Genomic DNA, 15,676 nt, shown 5'->3' with positions numbered 1-15,676 from the left:
TGCATCTGTTCATTCTTGAAACTGCACACACTTTCCGATGGCACGCAAGACCAAAGAGGAAACGCTGGCCACCCGCGACGGCATCCTCGATGCCGCCGAAGCCTGCTTCCAAGAAAGCGGGATCGCCAATACCTCGCTGGAGAAAATCGCCGCACGCGCGGGGTTTACGCGTGGCGCGGTGTATTGGCACTTCAAGAACAAGGGCGAAATCCTCGCCGCGGTAATCACCCGCTGCCGGGTGCCGTTCCTGCAGAAACTCGAACGCGCCTCCTCCGGCAGCCGCAACACCCCGGTGCAGGATCTGCGTGCGGTCTTCCTCAACTCGTGGATGGAACTGGAAGCCAGCCCGCGCCTGCGCGGCCTGCTGGAGATCATGCTGCGCAATGACCTGTCCAGCGACAGCCAGATCCTGCGCCAGACCCATGCCGAGGGTTTTCGCGACTGCAACGCGCGCATCATCAGCGCTTTCAACCGGGCCCACGCTCTGGGCCAGCTGCGCCCCGGGGTCAGCGCCGAGCATGCCGCACGTCTGCTCCACATCACCCTGACCGGGGTGCTCTACAACAGCATCTTCCAGCCCGGCTCGATCGACATGCACCGTGACGGCATGGCCGCACTGGATGCCCTGCTCGGCGCCCTGGTCACCGCCGACAGCTTTGTCCCCGGACAACCGCCGACACCTCCGGCCTGAGCAGCCCCATCCCCCACAGCAACGGGGCGACCTGTGCGGCCGCCCCGTTGTGGTGTCTGGCGCTGACGCCGGTTACAGGATGTAACGGCTCAGGTCCGGATCCTTGACCAGCTCACCGAGGTGGCTGTCGACGTAATCGCGGTCCACGGTGACCTGCTGGCCATCGCGGTCCGGCGCCTCGAAACTGAGCCTGTCCAGCAGCCGTTCCAGCACCGTGTGCAGGCGACGGGCGCCGATGTTTTCCTGCCGCTCGTTGACCTGGGCGGCGATTTCGGCCAGACGCTCGACCGCCTCCGGGGTGAAGGACATCTGCACCCCTTCGGTGCCCATCAGCGCGACATACTGCCGGGTCAGCGCCGCCTTCGGTTCGGTCAGGATGCGCACGAAGTCGTCCTTGCTCAACGCCCCCAGCTCGACCCGGATCGGGAAACGGCCCTGCAGCTCGGGGATCAGGTCCGAAGGCTTGGCCAGGTGGAACGCGCCGGAAGCGATGAACAGGATGTGGTCGGTCTTGACCGTGCCGTACTTGGTGGAAACATTGGAGCCTTCCACCAACGGCAGCAGGTCGCGCTGCACGCCTTCGCGGCTGACATCGCCACCACCGACGTTGTCACCGCGCTTGGCCACCTTGTCGATTTCATCGATGAACACGATGCCGTGCTGTTCGCAGGCCTCGATCGCGGCGGCGCGGATATCCTCCTCGTTGACCAGGCGACCAGCCTCTTCCTCGATCAACAGCGGGCGCGCGGCCTTGATCGTCAGCGTGCGCTTGTGGCTCTTGCCGCCGCCCAGGTTGGCGAACATCGACTTCAGCTGCTGGCCCATTTCCTCCATGCCCGGCGGGGTCATGATGTCCATCGAGACATTGGCGCTGAGGTCCAGTTCGATCTCGCGCTCGTCCAGATCGCCATTGCGCAGCATGCGCCGGAACTTGATCCGGGTCTCGCTGTCGGCGGCTGACGGCTCGTTGCGCGCCGCCTCGGCATCGAAACCCAGGCCGACGCTGCGCCGGGGCAGCAGTGCATCGAGGATACGGTCCTCGGCCTTTTCCTCGGCCTGGGTGCGCACGCGCACCTTGGCCTGCTCGCGGTACAGCTTGACCGCGGTGTCGGCCAAGTCACGGATGATCTGCTCGACATCCTTGCCGACATAGCCGACCTCGGTGAAACGGGTGGCTTCGACCTTGACGAACGGCGCATTGGCCAGGGTGGCCAGGCGGCGGGCGATTTCGGTCTTGCCCACGCCGGTGGGGCCGATCATCAGGATGTTCTTGGGCATCACCTCGTTGCGCAGTTCGGCCGGCAGCTGCATCCGCCGCCAGCGGTTGCGCAGGGCAATGGCGACCGCACGCTTGGCCTCCTGCTGGCCGACGATATGACGGTCCAGTTCCTGCACGATCTCGCGCGGGGTCATCGAGGCGGAGGAAATTTCAATCTTGGTGCTCATGGGCAATTCCTGGCTAACAGCAACGTGGGGTTGTAGGCAGCAGCAAGCCGTACGGCTTACAGCTCCTCGACCACCACGTTCTTGTTGGTGTAGATGCAGATGCCGCCAGCGATGTTGATCGCCTCGCTGGCCACGCTGCGGGCATCCAGTTCGGTGTGCGCCAGCAGCGCGCGCGCCGCACTCAGGGCGTAGGAGCCGCCCGAACCGATGGCGATGATGCCGTCTTCCGGCTCGATCACATCGCCGGTGCCGCTGATGATCAGCGAGGTCTCGCGGTCGGCCACCGCGAGCAGGGCTTCAAGCTTGCCCAGACGGCGTTCGGTACGCCAGTCCTTGGCCAGTTCCACGGCGGCACGCTGCAGCTGGCCGTGCTTTTCCAGCTTGGCCTCGAACAGCTCGAACAGGGTGAACGCATCGGCCGCGGCACCGGCAAAACCGGCCAGCACTTGGCCCTCACGGCCCAGACGACGGACCTTGCGGGCATTGCCCTTCATCACCGTGTGGCCCAAGGTGACCTGGCCGTCACCGGCAATGGCCACCTTGTCGCCGCGACGCACGCAGCAGATCGTGGTGGCATGAAAAACAGAAGGGTTCTGGCTGGGATCCATCGCGGTACTCCGTGGTGAATTCCAAAGATGGGGCACGCCGGCGATGATTCAAGCCACTCCCCCACCCAGCACCGCAGGGTACAGAATCCGTTCAGTGCACCGCTGCTCCCAGTGCATTGACAGCTACTCGATGTCGCGCTCTGTCACTCGTTGCGCACGCGGATGCGCGGCGTCGTAGACCTTGGCCAGGTGCTGGAAATCCAGGTGGGTGTAGATCTGGGTGGTGGCGATGTCGGCATGGCCGAGCAGTTCCTGCACCCCGCGCAGGTCACCGGAGGATTCCAGGATGTGGCTGGCGAAGCTGTGCCGCAGCATGTGCGGGTGGACGTGCTTGAACAGGCCCTGGCGCTGGGCCAGCTGCTTGATCCGCAGCTGGATGGCGCGCTGGCTGATCGGCCCGCCGTTGCGGCCGGGAAAGATCGGCGCCTCATCGGCACCACCACTGTCGGCGCGCCACTGGGCCAGCGCGTTGAGTGCATGCGAGCCCACCGGCACCAGGCGCTCACGCCGGCCCTTGCCCTGCACCTGGACCAGGGCCGTGGCGGTATCCAGGTCACGCCAGCGCAGCGCGCAGACTTCGCTCAGGCGCAGGCCGGAGGAATAGAACAGCTCCAGCAAGGCACGGTCACGCAGACCCAACGGGGCATTGGTGGGCAGTTCAACCAGCTGCACCGCTTCGTCGGCATCGAGTACCTGGGGCAGTTTGCGCTGGGCCTTGGGCGCGCGGATGCCGGCTACCGGGCTGGCCGCAATCCGTCCGTGACGCAGGTGCCAGGCATAGAAACTGCGACAGGCCGACAGCCGGCGCTGCAGGCTCCTGGCCGACAGGCCAGCACGGTGGCCGGCGGCAACAAACGCCCGCAGGTCCTCGGCCTGCAGCTGCAGCACATCAGTGATGTCCTGCTGCCCGGCCCACTGCTGCAGGGCCTGCAGGTCACGCTGGTAGGCGGCCAGGGTATGCGGGGAGGCATTACGCTCCAGCTGCAGGTGGGCCAGGAAGGCTGCCACCGGGGCCACGGTGGCCGACACGGCCTGGTGCATCAGCGAAAACGTGCCAGCGCGGTGAGCAGTGACTGCGCCATCATGTGCAGGAACACGGTGCCCATGCCCGGGTAGAAGCGATTGGGGTCGGTACTGCCGATGGCCAGCAACCCCAGCCCCGGCAGTGGCAGCAACGCACTGGACTGCACCTGGCCGGCCTGCTCGCGGTACAGCAGCGCATTGCGTGCCGGCAACAGGCGGCCACAGAGCGGCTCGCCGCTGGCCAGCGCATCGGCAAATACCTCCAGACGCGGATCGTCGGCGGCAATCACCTGCAGCCACGGTACCTGCGGCAGGTCCTCCACCGCCTGCAGCAGCACGATGGACACCTGGTCACCGGCAAAATCCTCGGCCAGGCTGGCCGCCATCGCCTTCAGGGTGTCGGCGGCCGTGCGCTGGCGCATCAAGACCAGCGTGAGCTGGTGGGTGCGCATGGCCAGCTGCTCGTTGACCTGCGCATTGCTGGCCAGCTCATGCAGGCGGCGGGACAGATCGCGGTTCTTCTCGCGCAGGATTTCCAGCTGATACCCAACCAGGGAGGCGGCCTGGCCATCCTGGCGCGGCACCACCAGGCTCATCGCCAGGTCCGGATACTGCTGCAGGAACTGCGGGTGACGGCGCAACCACGCCGCCACTTCATGCCCGGCCAGCGCCGGTTGGGTTTCGCTCATCCGATCCACTCCCCGTCAAAGACAAATGCTGCCGGACCGGCCATCTTTACTGGCGCGGCGTCATCTTCCCAGCTGATCTGCAGGCTTCCGCCCGGCAATTCGATCCGTGCCCGGCGCGCCAGCCGCCCGCGCCGCATCAGCACCACCGCGGCGGCACAGGCACCACTGCCACAGGCCAGGGTTTCGCCCACGCCACGTTCATACACCCGCAGGCGCGCATGATCCGGCGCCAGCACCTGCACGAAGCCGACGTTGACCGACTCTGGAAAACTCGGGTGCTGCTGCAGCAGCGGGCCGATCCGCTCCAGCGGCGCGGTGTCGAGCAGGCCGACCTCCAGCACCGCGTGCGGGTTGCCCATCGATACCGCACCCAGGCGCAGGCTCTCACCGGCCACCGACACCAGGTATTCATCGCGCTCATGCGGAAATCCCAGCAGCGGTACCCGGCCAGGGGCAAAGCGCGGCGCGCCCATGTCGACTTCAAAGTGACCATCATCGATCCAGCGCACCGCATGCTCGCCGGCCGGGCTGTCGATGATGAAATCGGCACGTGGCGCCGAACCCTCGCGCACCAGCCAGGCCGCCACACAGCGCGCGCCATTGCCGCACTGCCCGGCCAGGCTGCCATCGTTGTTCCAGATCCGGTAGGACGCCACCGCCGCAGGGGACAGCGCCGGCTCGATGGTCAACAGCTGGTCGCAGCCAATGCCGGTATGTCGATGTGCCATCCGCGCCACCAGGGCGGCATCGGGAGCCGGTTGGCCATGGCGCAGGTCAATGACGACAAAGTCATTGCCGGCACCGTGCATCTTGCTGAAGCGCAACGCCTGGCTGGCCACGGCCACCGTCAGCGCCCCGGCTCGGTGAGGCCGTCAGCGGCAGCACCGGAATCGACCGCATCGGTGTCGGCGGCTGCCGGTTCCACTGGCTCGGCCGGCATCGGCGCCGGTTGTTCCAGCGCCGGCGGCCTGGCCGGCAGCACCAGCGGGCCCTTGTTGCCACAGCCAACGATGCCAAGGGCCAGCAGGCCGCCCCACATCACCCGGAAAATCGGACGCTTGAAAATGTTCATGGCCGCAGTATAGCCACTGCCCGGCGGGCTGGCCGCGCTCAGCCGGCGCGTTCTTCAGGTGGCAGTGGCCGCCGCCACAGCCACCCGCAGACCACGGCCATGCAGCTGATCGACAGCACCTTGACCCAGAGCAGCGGCACGCACCACAGGGTGATTGCCGCGCACACCGCCATCGTGGCGGTGGCCATTTTCTTGCCACGCCGGCTGACCGCACCATGCTCGCGCCAGTTGCGGATCGAAGGCCCGAAGCGTGGGTGACCCAGCAGCCAGTCGTGCAGCCGCTGCGAGCCGTGGGTGGCCGCCCAGGCGGCGATCAACACGAACACCGTGGTCGGCAGGCCCGGCACGAAGATGCCGATGATGCCCAGCGCCAGGCTGGCATAGGCCAGCGCACACCATGCCCAGCGCAGCGGACGGGAAAGGGGACGGCGGGGCGGTTGCGGGGCAGACATAGGCGTGCACGTTGCCTGAGCAGGTGCCCAGTGGCAAGCCGCGGGCAGACAGGACAACGGCCCGATCACCCGGGCCGTTGTGGTCGATGGCGGCTCGAGGACCGCCGCCGCTGGCTCAGTCGGCCAGTGGCTGTGCCGGCACGCCGAGCTGGTCGAGCATGAAGGCGTAGTACTCGGCCATCTCGCGGTAACGCTGGAAGCGGCCGGACTTGCCGCCGTGGCCGGCTTCCATGTTGGTGCGGAACACGATCGGGTACTTGCCGGTGTTCACATCACGCAGGCGCGCCACCCACTTGGCCGGCTCCCAGTACTGCACCTGCGAGTCCCACAGGCCGGTACCGACAAACAGTGCCGGATAGGCCTGGGCGCTGACGTTGTCATACGGGGAGTACTGGAGGATGTAGTCGTAGTAGACCTTGTCCTCGGGGTTGCCCCACTCGTCGTACTCGTTGGTGGTCAGCGGGATCGAGGCATCGAGCATGGTGGTGACCACATCGACGAACGGCACCTGGGCCATCAGCGCGCGGTAGTCGCCCGGTGCCTGGTTGGCCACCGCACCCATCAGCAGGCCACCGGCGCTGCCGCCGGCACCACCGACGCGGTCGGCAGCGGCATAGCCCTGGGCCACCAGCGCGCGGGTGACATCGATGAAGTCGTTGAAGGTGTTCTGCTTGTTGAGCAGCTTGCCGTTGTCATACCAGCTGCGACCCATCTCCTCGCCCCCACGGATATGCGCAATGGCATACACCACGCCGCGATCGAGCAGGCTGACCGCCGGCAGGTTGAAGCCCGGGTCCATCGACATGCCGTAGCTGCCGTAGGCGTACTGGTACAGCGCGGCGGTGCCGTCCCTGACGAAGCCCTTGCGGTAGACCAGCGAGACCGGGATGCGGGCACCGTCACGCGCGGTCACCCAGACCCGCTCGGTCTGGTACTTGCTGGCGTCATAGCCAATCACCGGCTGCTGCTTGAGCTGGCGGCGCTCGCCGGTGCGCACGTTGACCTCGAAGGTGGTGGCCGGGGTGGTCATCGAGGTGTAGCTGTAACGTACCCAGTCGGTATTGGGCTCGGCGTTGACCGACAGGCCCATCGAATACACCGGCTCATCGGCGGCAATCAGCTGATCGCGGCCATCGGCAAAGCGCACGCGCAGCCGCTCCAGCGCCTCGGCGCGTTCGGCCACGACCATGTAGCCGTCGAACAGGTCAAAGCCTTCCACCAGCACCGCCTGGTCATGCGCGACCAGGTCGCTCCACTGGGTGCTGGCGGTGGCATCGGACGGCGCGGTGACCAGCTTGAAGTTGCTGGCGCCGTTGCTGTTGGTGCGGATCACCCAGCGGCCTTCATGGTGGTCGGCGTCGTACTCGACATCGCGCGCGCGCGGGGCCAGCACGGTGAAGGTTTCCGGGTTGGCGGCCGGCGCGTAGCGCAGTTCCGAAGACACCGTGGATTCGACCCCGATGGTGATGAAGCGGTCATCGGTGGTGCGGCCGATGCCCATGTAGAAGCTGTCATCGTGTTCTTCATAAACCAGCGCATCGCTGCTGACCGGGGTGCCGAGCACATGCTTCTTCACCCGGACGGTGAGCAGTGTTTCCGGATCGTTCTCGACATAGAACAGGGTCTGGTTGTCATCGGCCCAGACCACATTGGGCGAGACACCCTGGATCACGTCAGGCAGGATCTGCCCGGTGCTCAGGTCCTTGAAGCGGATGGTGTACTGGCGGCGGCCGACATCGTCCTCGGCCCAGGCCAGCAGGCGGTTGTCCTGGCTGACCTGCATGTCGCCAACGGCGAAATAGCCCTTGCCCTCGGCCATCGGGTTCAGGTCGAGCAGGACCTGCTCGGGCGCGTCCATCGAGCCTTCGCGGCGGGCATGGATCGGGTAGTCCTTGCCGGTTTCAAAGCGGGTGTAATACCAGAAGCCGCGGTCGCGGTACGGCACCGAAGCATCGTCCTGCTTGATGCGGCCGACGATCTCGGCATACAGCGCCTCCTGCAGCGGCTTCAGCGGTGCCAGCACCGCATCGGCGTAGGCATTTTCGGCATTCAGGTAGGCCAGCATGTCCTTGTCGCTGCGGCTGTCATCGCGCAGCCAGTAATACTCATCGCTGCGGCTGGCGCCGTGCGGGGCGGTCACGGTGTGCGGACGCTTCTCAACATCCGGGGCAGCCGGCAGGGCGGCGGCGGCGGCGGCGGCAGGCAGGGTCATCAGGCTGGCCATCAACAGGGGAACAAGGGATTTCATAAGTTTGGGTGCGGTCCATGCGTTGCAAGGCAGGCAGTTTGCCACCAGTCATGCGTGGTTGCTGGGTTAGGATCAGCCGATGACCGATCCGACCCGCTTCAGCGCGCGCAGCCGCGACATCGCCCCCTTCCACGTGATGGCCCTGCTGGCGCGGGCCCAGGCCCTGGAAGCAGCCGGCCACGATGTGATCCACCTGGAAATCGGCGAGCCGGATTTCACCACGATCGAACCGGTGGTCCGTGCCGGCCAGGCCGCCCTGGCTGCCGGCCACACCCGCTACACCGCCGCCCTCGGCCTGCCTGCCCTGCGCCAGGCGATCGCTGGTTTCTACCAGCAGCGCTACGACGTTGATGTGGATCCGGCCCGGGTGGTGGTCACCCCGGGCGGCTCGGGCGCACTGCTGCTGGCGGCCAGCGCCCTGGTCGATCCGGGCCGGCACTGGCTGCTGGCCGATCCGGGCTACCCGTGCAACCGCCACTTCCTGCGCCTGGTCGAAGCCAGCGCGCAACTGGTGCCGGTCAGCGCGGCCGACAACTGGCAGCTGACCCCGGCGCATGTCCAGCGTTGCTGGAACCAAGACAGCGTCGGCGCCCTGGTCGCCTCGCCGGCCAACCCGACCGGCAGCGTGCTCGGGCGCGAGGCACTGGCAGACCTTGCCGCCGCGGTGCGCGCACACGACGGCCACCTGGTGGTCGATGAGATCTACCACGGCCTGACTTACGGCATGGACGCGCCCAGTGTGCTCGAAGTCGATGACAACGCCTGGGTGCTGAACAGCTTTTCCAAGTATTTCGGCATGACCGGCTGGCGCCTGGGCTGGCTGGTGGCCCCGCCTGCGGCCCTCCCCGCGCTGGAGAAACTGGCGCAGAACCTGTACATCAGTGCGCCGAGCATGGCTCAGCATGCCGCGCTGGCCTGTTTCCAGCCCGATTCGATCGCGCTGCTGGAGCAACGCCGGGCCGAATTCGGCCGCCGCCGCGATGCCCTGCTGCCGGCCCTGCGCGCCATCGGCCTGGGCATCGAGCGCGTGCCCGACGGCGCGTTCTACCTGTATTGCGATGTCGGCGCGTTCACCGACGATGCCCAGGTGCTGTGCCACTTCCTGCTGGAAACCGAACACGTGGCGCTGACGCCAGGGGTGGATTTTGGCCAGCACGGCGCCAGTACCCACCTGCGCATCGCCTACACCCAGCCGGTGGAGCGCCTGCTGCAGGCGGTTGGCCGGATCGAACGCGGCCTGCAGCGCTGGCAGCAACAACGCTGAAGACCGCGACACGGCAGGCGGCGCAGACAACAACGCCACCTTGCGGTGGCGTTGTCGATCACAAGCGAAGGCAGGGGTTTACTCAGCCTGGCTGCCGCCCAGACGCTCCCACAGGAAGCGGTAGGCCAGCGCCTGCATGTGCGCGGCCTGGGCATTGTTGGCCGCCCCGCCGTGACCGCCTTCGATGTTCTCGTAGTAGGTCACGTCCTTGCCGGCTTCGATCATCTTCGCGGCCATCTTGCGTGCGTGGCCCGGATGCACGCGGTCATCGCGGGTGGAGGTGGTGAACAGCACCGGCGGGTAGTCCTTGGCCGCATCGAACAGGTGGTACGGCGAGAAGGTCCGGATGAATTCCCAATCGCTGGTATCCGGGTTGCCGTATTCGGCCATCCACGATGCCCCGGCCAGCAGCTTGTGGTAGCGCTGCATGTCCAGCAGCGGCACCTGCACCACCACCGCACCGAACAGCTCCGGGTACTGGGTGAGCATGTTGCCGGTGAGCAGGCCGCCATTGCTGCCACCCTGCACGCCCAGGTGCTGCGGCGAGGTGACCTTGCGCGCGATCAGGTCACGCGCCACCGCGGCAAAGTCCTCGTAGGCCTTGTGTCGGTTGGCCTTCAGTGCGGCCTGGTGCCAGCGCGGGCCGTACTCGCCACCACCACGGATGTTGGCCACCACATACACACCGCCCTGGGCCAGCCAGGCGCGACCCATGCTGGCCGAGTAGCCCGGGGTCAGCGAGATTTCAAAACCACCATAGCCGTACAGCAGGGTCGGGTTGCTGCCATCCAGGGTGATGTCCTTGTCGTGGACGATGAAGTACGGCACCCGGGTGCCATCGGCACTGGTGGCAAAGTGCTGGTTGATCACCTTGCCCTCGGCATCGAAGAAGGCCGGCATCGACTTGAGCACTTCCGGCGGCTGGCCGATCTGCACCAGCGACAGCGTGCTCGGGGTCAGGTAGTCGGCCGCGGTCATCCACAGTGCATCGGATTCATCGCGGTCCACCGCGCCGACGCTGATCGTGCCAAAGGACGGCGCGCCAACGAACGGCGCACGGCTCCAGCTGCCCTGCCCCGGGGTCAACACTTCCAGCCGGTTCTTCACGTCGTCCAGCACGTTCAGTACCAGGTGGCTGTTGGTCCACGTGAAGCCGGCCAGCGAGGTGGTGTCGGTCGGGGTGAACAGCACCTGCACCTGGCGTTGGCCAGCCATCCAGGCATTGAAATCGGTGACCAGCAACGAACCGGCCGGGTACTGCGTACCGGCAATGGTCCACGGCTCGCGCAGCTCGAAGGTCAGCCAGTTGCGGAAGACCGACTTCTCGGCCGAATTGGGCGCGTCGATCTTCTGCAGCTGGCCGCCGTCAGCGATCAGGTACAGCTCGTTGTTGTAGAAGGCCAGCGTGCGCGAGACGAAGCTGCGCGCAAAGCCCGGGGTGTCGTCGTGCATAGCGGCGATGTACATGTCATCGGCCTGGCCTTCGTAGACCACCCGGGCGCTGGCCATCGGCGTGCCGCGGGTCCACTGCTTGACCACCCGCGGGTAACCGGAGGTGGTCATCGAGCCATCGCCAAAATCGGTGTAGACAAACACGTTGTCCTGGTCGATCCAGGCCAGCCCGCCCTTGGCCTCGGCGCGGTAGAAACCGTCCTCCACCCAGGACTTGGTGGCCAGGTTGAACTCGCGGGTGACATCGGCGTCGGCACCGCCACGCGACAGTGCGATCAGGCAACGCTCATAGGCCGGACGCAGGCAGTTGGCACCGTGCCAGACCCAGTTCTCGCCCTCGGCCTTGTTCAGTGCATCCAGGTCCAGCAGGGTTTCCCAGGCCGGCTCGGCCTTGCGGTATTCGGCCAGGGTGGTGCGCCGCCAGATGCCACGGGCGTTGTTCTTGTCTTTCCAGAAGTTGTAGTAGTAGCCGCCCATCTTGTAGACGCCGGGGATGCGCGCATCGGAATCGAGCACTTCCCGGATCGCCGTTTCGGTCTGCGCAAAGGCCGGGGTGGTGGCCAGCCGGGCTTCGGCCTGGGCATTGCGCGCCTTGACCCAATCCAGCGCCTGCTCGCCGCTGACCTCCTCCAGCCACTGGTACGGGTCGGCATTGTCAGCGGCCATCGCCGCACCACTGGCAAACATGCCTGCCGCCAGGCAGGCCGAAACGATCTTGGACATGGGTACTCCACCGGTTTACTGGCCGCGAACGCTACCACAGGCAAGCGTCGGCTGGCCCCGGCCGGTAGTCACTACGCCGCCGAACCGGCGGGGCAGGCGCCGGGCCTGGCCAACGCCAGCACGCCGCGGCCGGCTACTGCGGGGAACGGCAGCCGCACGCGTCAGTCGCGGCCAGGGCGCGCCGTGGACCAGCCAGCAGGCCAGTGCCGGCATTGCCAGCAACCACAGCGGCAGCCAGCCGAACCAGTCGTGATGGCCGCGCGCCGCCGGCACCAGCGCCACCACCACGGCGCCGAGGACGCAGGCCTCACGCAGGCCGGTCCGCCAATACGCGGCAACCGGAAATAATTCTGAACGGTAGCCCCATTGCAACCTCAACCTTGGCATCATCAACCCTCCAGCGGGATGTCGTTGGCGCCAGCATGGCCGGCGCCGATCTCACCCGCTGCGACCCAACTTCCACTGTTGCCGGGTTAGAAACGTCTCATGCGCCAGCCAAGTTCAGCCGCCTACCCGCTTGCCCTCGCCCTGCTGCTGTCGACACCGTTTTTCTGCGCCGCGCAGGACGCCGAACCGGCCGCGAGCGAAAGCACGCTGCAGCCCAGCAGCAGCCAGCCCTTGTCGCTGCAGCACTACATGGGCCGCTGGTATGTGATCGGCCGGGTCGCCAACCCGGTGGAACGCGGCCATGTCGCCAGCCATCACGACTACCGCCTGGAGGACCCGGCCAATGGCAAGGTCCAGATCAACTATTACTACCGGGAAAACTTCGACTCCCCGGTACAGGTATTGAACCTGCGCGCACGGGTGGACCAGGACAGCGGCAACCGGCGCTGGCGGACCTGGTTCTACCGGATCATCCCCACCCGCACCGAGGTGCTGGAAGTGGCCGCTGATTACAGCTGGGCCCTGGTGGGCTACCCCGGCCGCGACATGGCCTGGATCCTGTCGCGCGAACCGGACATGAGCCAGACCCGTTATTTCGAACTGACGCAGCGGCTGGCCGAGCACGGGGTCAATACCGACCGCATGCGCCGGGTGCTGCAGGCACCGGAGCAGCAGGGCCGGCTGGGGTTTGAAACCCCAGGCAGGCGCTGAGGGCTCAGGCCTCGTAATTGCTCAGGGTCAGGGCCAACAGCGCCTTGGCCTGCTCGCGCAGCATCGGTGGCTCGACGATTTCAGCGTCAGCGCCGTAATGCAGCACGTCCATCAACAGCTCGCGCGAGACGCTGTAGGGCAGCTTGAGCTCATAGCGGCCATCGTCCAGAAACCGCCCCTGCTGGCGCGAATGCCAGTGCTCGTCGGCAACCCAGCGCGCGGCCTTGGCACTGAAACGGATCGTCGCCCAGCCCTTGGGTTCCCCGGAAAAAATGCCGTAACTGGCCGCCAGCTGGCCGTCCAGCTCCTGCTCGCTCAGATCCCGCGCCGGCTCGCTGCCGATCCGGGCCTGGCCGATGCGGTCGACCGCGAAACTGCGCAGGGCCTGGCGCTCATGGTCCCAGGCATCCAGGTACCAGTTGTCACGGTAGTGGGTGATGCGCTGTGGCGAGACCAGCCGCTTGGTTGCCTGGTCGGTGGAACGGGCACGGTATTCAAATGACAACTGGCGCCGCTCCAGCACCGCCGAGGCCACCGCGCGGAAACTGGCCTGGTCCAGCTTGCGTCCACGGTGCGGTACCACCCGCACCCGCTCCACCGGCCAGCGGGTGACCCCGGCCTGGGCGGCCAGCAGGCCTTCGATGCGCTGCTGCAGTGGCGCCAGCATCTGCGACAACACCCCGCCGCCGGTGCGCTGCAGCAGATGCTGGGAAGCCAGCAAGGCCAGCAGTTCCTCCGAGCTCAGCCACATCCCGGGCAGCTCGAAACGCTCGCTTTCGTCCTTGCGATAGCAGAAACCGGCCTCGCCATCACCCTCCACCGGAGCCATCAGCGCATCGCGCAGAAACGCCAGGTCACGGTAGACCGTGGCCCGTGAACAGCCCAGTTCATCCTGCAGGCGCGCCACCGTCACCGGGTAACGCGAAGCCTTGAGCAGGCGGTGCAACGCATTGATACGCTCGTAACGATCCATGACGACAACGGTCTCCGGAACACGGTGGCCATGGGCCAAACGCCAGTGCACACAGCGGTGCGCAGGTTAGCGGTCAGCCATGGAGGCTCGGATATCATGCCAAGGCATTTCCCCCTGTGCGATATCCGGAGACGTTTAGTGAAACACCGGCTTGTGATTTGTCTGCTCGGCCTGTCCGTGTGTCCGTTGGCCATTGCCCAGGATGCCAGCCAGCTTGCCGCCATTGCCTCGCCCTGGTCCGGTAGCGGCGGTGAACTGGGCTTTGCCTCGGCCAATGGCAACAGCACCTCTGAAACCTTCAACGGCAAGCTGCGCCTGCGCTACAACGAGGGCGACTGGATCCATTCGATGGACCTGTTCGGCCTGCGCAGCAGCGCCGAGTACACCCGCACCCTGGATGACGGCAGCAGCCAGCGTTTCCGCCAGACCACCGCTTACCGCTACAGCGCGGCCGCCGCCAGTGGCCTGCAGCTGGGCGAACACCGCCAGCTCACCGCCAACGCCCGTTACGAGCGCGACGACTTTGCCACCTATGACCGCCAGGGCAGCTTCTCGCTGGGCTACGGTACCCGGCTGATCGATGCGGACAAGCTGCTGCTCGATGCCCAGCTCGGCCCCGGTGTACGGCGTACCCACGAGGCAGAAACCGACCAGACCCGTACCGGCCTGATCGGCCGCAGCCAGCTGGACCTGCGCTACCGGATCACCGACAACACCGCGCTGAGCAACAACCTGCTGGTGGAAGCGGGCTCCTACAACACCTTTGCGCAGAATGACCTGGGCCTGTCGGTGAGCATGAACGACCGGCTGGCGCTGAAGGCCGGCTGGCAGGCCCGCCACAACAGTGATGTGGCCGACGGCAAGCGCAAGACCGATACCCTGACCACGGTCAACCTGGTCTACACCTACAAATAAGCCCCTGCCGCTACCCACACCCGGCATTGCATCGAAAAACAACAACGGGACCCTGCGGTCCCGTTGTTGTATCGCAACCGCTGTGGCGGCCGGTTATTCCGGGCGGCCCAGCAGCGCGCCAGCGCCGGCACCGAGCAGCAGCTGGGCCACCTGCTCGCCCAGCGCCTGCGGCTGGTCGGCCAGGCCATGGGCCTGGGCGCGGATGCCACGGCCATGGGCCACATCACCGACCAGGCCCTGCAGCCACAGGCCGTTGTCGCCTTCGAACTGGGCCAGCCCGGCCACCGGCACATGGCAGCTGCCATGCAGGGCCAGGTTCATCGCCCGCTCTGCCTCGACACAGGTCCGCGTCGGGGCATGGTCCAGCACCGCAAACAGCGCGATGGCCGCGGCATCGGTAGCCAGGCACTCCACCGCCACCGCCGCCTGCGCCGGTGCCGGCAGCCAGGCCGGCGCGGTCAGCCGCGAAGCGATGCGCGCCTCCAGGCCCAGCCGCTGCAGCCCGGCACAGGCCAGCAGGATCGCGTCGTACTCACCGGCATCGAGCTTGGCCAGACGGGTATTGACGTTGCCGCGCAGGTCACGGCAGAGCAGATCCGGGCGCAAGGCACGCAGTTGCGCCTGCCGGCGCAACGAGGACGTACCGACAACCGCACCGGCCGGCAGATCCTCCAGCCGGGCATAGCGGTTGCTGACAAAGGCATCGGCCGGATCGGCGCGCTGCAGGATGGCCGGCAGCACGAACGGGCCATCCAGCTCCATCGGCACATCCTTGAGCGAATGCACCGCACAGTCGGCTTCACCCCGCAGCATGGCCAGTTCCAGCTCCTTCAGGAACAGGCCCTTGCCACCGATGGCCGCCAGCGAGCGGTCCAGCACCTCGTCCCCGCGGGTGCTCATCGGCACCAGCACCACCTCCAGACCCGGGTGGGCCTGACGCAGCAGATCGGCAACATGTTCGCTCTGCCACAGGGCAAGCGGGCTTTTACGGGTGGCGATACGTAGCGTTTTCATGCTGACCA

The 15,676-nt window shown here is 66.6% G+C and carries 15 protein-coding genes; 4 read left to right on the top strand and 11 right to left on the bottom strand.

From position 1 onward, the window contains the following. Positions 1–37 precede the first annotated feature (37 nt). Complete coding sequence (locus tag ABB25_RS02130; RefSeq protein ID WP_057663059.1) at positions 38–691, top strand: TetR family transcriptional regulator; 654 nt, start codon at positions 38–40, stop codon at positions 689–691. A gap of 72 nt (positions 692–763) precedes the next feature. Here the strand turns inward: ABB25_RS02130 and hslU are convergent, their stop codons facing one another. The 8 genes from hslU to ABB25_RS02090 all read right to left on the bottom strand — a co-directional run bounded on the left by hslU (position 764) and on the right by ABB25_RS02090 (position 8,229). Beyond that, positions 764–2,137 carry an ATP-dependent protease ATPase subunit HslU gene (hslU, locus tag ABB25_RS02125; protein ID WP_057663056.1) on the bottom strand — a complete coding sequence of 458 codons (1,374 nt, stop codon included), beginning with the start codon at positions 2,135–2,137 and terminating at the stop codon, positions 764–766. Between the two features lie 56 nt (positions 2,138–2,193). Further along, positions 2,194–2,745, bottom strand: coding sequence for an ATP-dependent protease subunit HslV (gene hslV, locus ABB25_RS02120; protein WP_057663053.1), 552 nt, complete (start codon positions 2,743–2,745; stop codon positions 2,194–2,196). A gap of 123 nt (positions 2,746–2,868) precedes the next feature. Next, positions 2,869–3,786, bottom strand: coding sequence for a tyrosine recombinase XerC (gene xerC / locus ABB25_RS02115; RefSeq protein WP_057663050.1), 918 nt, complete (start codon positions 3,784–3,786; stop codon positions 2,869–2,871). Continuing rightward, positions 3,786–4,457: a DUF484 family protein gene (locus tag ABB25_RS02110; RefSeq protein WP_057663047.1), complete on the bottom strand. Its 672-nt coding sequence runs from the start codon at positions 4,455–4,457 to the stop codon at positions 3,786–3,788. The genes xerC and ABB25_RS02110 overlap by 1 nt, the downstream gene beginning before the upstream one ends. After that, positions 4,454–5,266, bottom strand: coding sequence for a diaminopimelate epimerase (gene dapF / locus ABB25_RS02105; RefSeq protein ID WP_244477734.1), 813 nt, complete (start codon positions 5,264–5,266; stop codon positions 4,454–4,456). The genes ABB25_RS02110 and dapF overlap by 4 nt, the downstream gene beginning before the upstream one ends. 38 nt (positions 5,267–5,304) lie before the next feature. Continuing rightward, positions 5,305–5,529 carry an LPS translocon maturation chaperone LptM gene (gene lptM / locus ABB25_RS02100; protein ID WP_057663041.1) on the bottom strand — a complete coding sequence of 75 codons (225 nt, stop codon included), beginning with the start codon at positions 5,527–5,529 and terminating at the stop codon, positions 5,305–5,307. Between the two features lie 38 nt (positions 5,530–5,567). Next, positions 5,568–5,981, bottom strand: coding sequence for a YbaN family protein (locus ABB25_RS02095; protein ID WP_057663038.1), 414 nt, complete (start codon positions 5,979–5,981; stop codon positions 5,568–5,570). Positions 5,982–6,096: 115 nt separating this feature from the next. After that, complete coding sequence (locus tag ABB25_RS02090; RefSeq protein WP_057663035.1) at positions 6,097–8,229, bottom strand: S9 family peptidase; 2,133 nt, start codon at positions 8,227–8,229, stop codon at positions 6,097–6,099. A 79-nt stretch (positions 8,230–8,308) separates the two neighbouring features. Here ABB25_RS02090 and ABB25_RS02085 point away from each other — a divergent pair, with 79 nt between their 5' ends. After that, complete coding sequence (locus ABB25_RS02085; RefSeq protein ID WP_057663032.1) at positions 8,309–9,493, top strand: pyridoxal phosphate-dependent aminotransferase; 1,185 nt, start codon at positions 8,309–8,311, stop codon at positions 9,491–9,493. Positions 9,494–9,571: 78 nt separating this feature from the next. Here the strand turns inward: ABB25_RS02085 and ABB25_RS02080 are convergent, their stop codons facing one another. Beyond that, entirely contained in the window at positions 9,572–11,668 is a 2,097-nt protein-coding gene (locus ABB25_RS02080; RefSeq protein ID WP_057663030.1) for a prolyl oligopeptidase family serine peptidase, read from the bottom strand. A gap of 486 nt (positions 11,669–12,154) precedes the next feature. Here ABB25_RS02080 and ABB25_RS02070 point away from each other — a divergent pair, with 486 nt between their 5' ends. Further along, positions 12,155–12,766: a lipocalin family protein gene (locus tag ABB25_RS02070; protein WP_057663025.1), complete on the top strand. Its 612-nt coding sequence runs from the start codon at positions 12,155–12,157 to the stop codon at positions 12,764–12,766. A gap of 4 nt (positions 12,767–12,770) precedes the next feature. On the opposite strand, the gene ABB25_RS02065 is transcribed toward ABB25_RS02070, so the two are convergent. Beyond that, positions 12,771–13,739, bottom strand: coding sequence for a helix-turn-helix transcriptional regulator (locus tag ABB25_RS02065; RefSeq protein WP_057663023.1), 969 nt, complete (start codon positions 13,737–13,739; stop codon positions 12,771–12,773). A gap of 96 nt (positions 13,740–13,835) precedes the next feature. On the opposite strand from ABB25_RS02065, the gene ABB25_RS02060 reads away from it, so the two are divergent. Continuing rightward, positions 13,836–14,654, top strand: a complete 819-nt coding sequence (locus ABB25_RS02060) for a DUF481 domain-containing protein (protein ID WP_057663020.1) — start codon at positions 13,836–13,838, stop codon at positions 14,652–14,654. Between the two features lie 93 nt (positions 14,655–14,747). Here ABB25_RS02060 and hemC read toward each other — a convergent pair whose 3' ends face one another. After that, complete coding sequence (gene hemC / locus ABB25_RS02055; protein WP_057663255.1) at positions 14,748–15,668, bottom strand: hydroxymethylbilane synthase; 921 nt, start codon at positions 15,666–15,668, stop codon at positions 14,748–14,750. Positions 15,669–15,676: the final 8 nt, after the last annotated feature.

It is taken from the genome of Stenotrophomonas koreensis (assembly GCF_001431525.1).
Taxonomy (GTDB): domain Bacteria; phylum Pseudomonadota; class Gammaproteobacteria; order Xanthomonadales; family Xanthomonadaceae; genus Stenotrophomonas; species Stenotrophomonas koreensis.
Note: the sequence above shows the minus strand (reverse complement) of the source record. Positions and strands in the feature narration are given on the sequence as shown.

Bases quoted from the DNA above. Each gene is read 5' to 3' on its own strand.
- ABB25_RS02130 (WP_057663059.1), top strand. From the start codon at position 38: ATGGCACGCAAGACCAAAGAGGAAACGCTGGCCACCCGCGACGGCATC.
- hslU (WP_057663056.1), bottom strand. From the start codon at position 2,137: ATGAGCACCAAGATTGAAATTTCCTCCGCCTCGATGACCCCGCGCGAG.
- hslV (WP_057663053.1), bottom strand. From the start codon at position 2,745: ATGGATCCCAGCCAGAACCCTTCTGTTTTTCATGCCACCACGATCTGC.
- xerC (WP_057663050.1), bottom strand. From the start codon at position 3,786: ATGCACCAGGCCGTGTCGGCCACCGTGGCCCCGGTGGCAGCCTTCCTG.
- ABB25_RS02110 (WP_057663047.1), bottom strand. From the start codon at position 4,457: ATGAGCGAAACCCAACCGGCGCTGGCCGGGCATGAAGTGGCGGCGTGG.
- dapF (WP_244477734.1), bottom strand. From the start codon at position 5,266: ATGCACGGTGCCGGCAATGACTTTGTCGTCATTGACCTGCGCCATGGC.
- lptM (WP_057663041.1), bottom strand. From the start codon at position 5,529: ATGAACATTTTCAAGCGTCCGATTTTCCGGGTGATGTGGGGCGGCCTG.
- ABB25_RS02095 (WP_057663038.1), bottom strand. From the start codon at position 5,981: ATGTCTGCCCCGCAACCGCCCCGCCGTCCCCTTTCCCGTCCGCTGCGC.
- ABB25_RS02090 (WP_057663035.1), bottom strand. From the start codon at position 8,229: ATGAAATCCCTTGTTCCCCTGTTGATGGCCAGCCTGATGACCCTGCCT.
- ABB25_RS02085 (WP_057663032.1), top strand. From the start codon at position 8,309: ATGACCGATCCGACCCGCTTCAGCGCGCGCAGCCGCGACATCGCCCCC.
- ABB25_RS02080 (WP_057663030.1), bottom strand. From the start codon at position 11,668: ATGTCCAAGATCGTTTCGGCCTGCCTGGCGGCAGGCATGTTTGCCAGT.
- ABB25_RS02070 (WP_057663025.1), top strand. From the start codon at position 12,155: ATGCGCCAGCCAAGTTCAGCCGCCTACCCGCTTGCCCTCGCCCTGCTG.
- ABB25_RS02065 (WP_057663023.1), bottom strand. From the start codon at position 13,739: ATGGATCGTTACGAGCGTATCAATGCGTTGCACCGCCTGCTCAAGGCT.
- ABB25_RS02060 (WP_057663020.1), top strand. From the start codon at position 13,836: ATGCCAAGGCATTTCCCCCTGTGCGATATCCGGAGACGTTTAGTGAAA.
- hemC (WP_057663255.1), bottom strand. From the start codon at position 15,668: ATGAAAACGCTACGTATCGCCACCCGTAAAAGCCCGCTTGCCCTGTGG.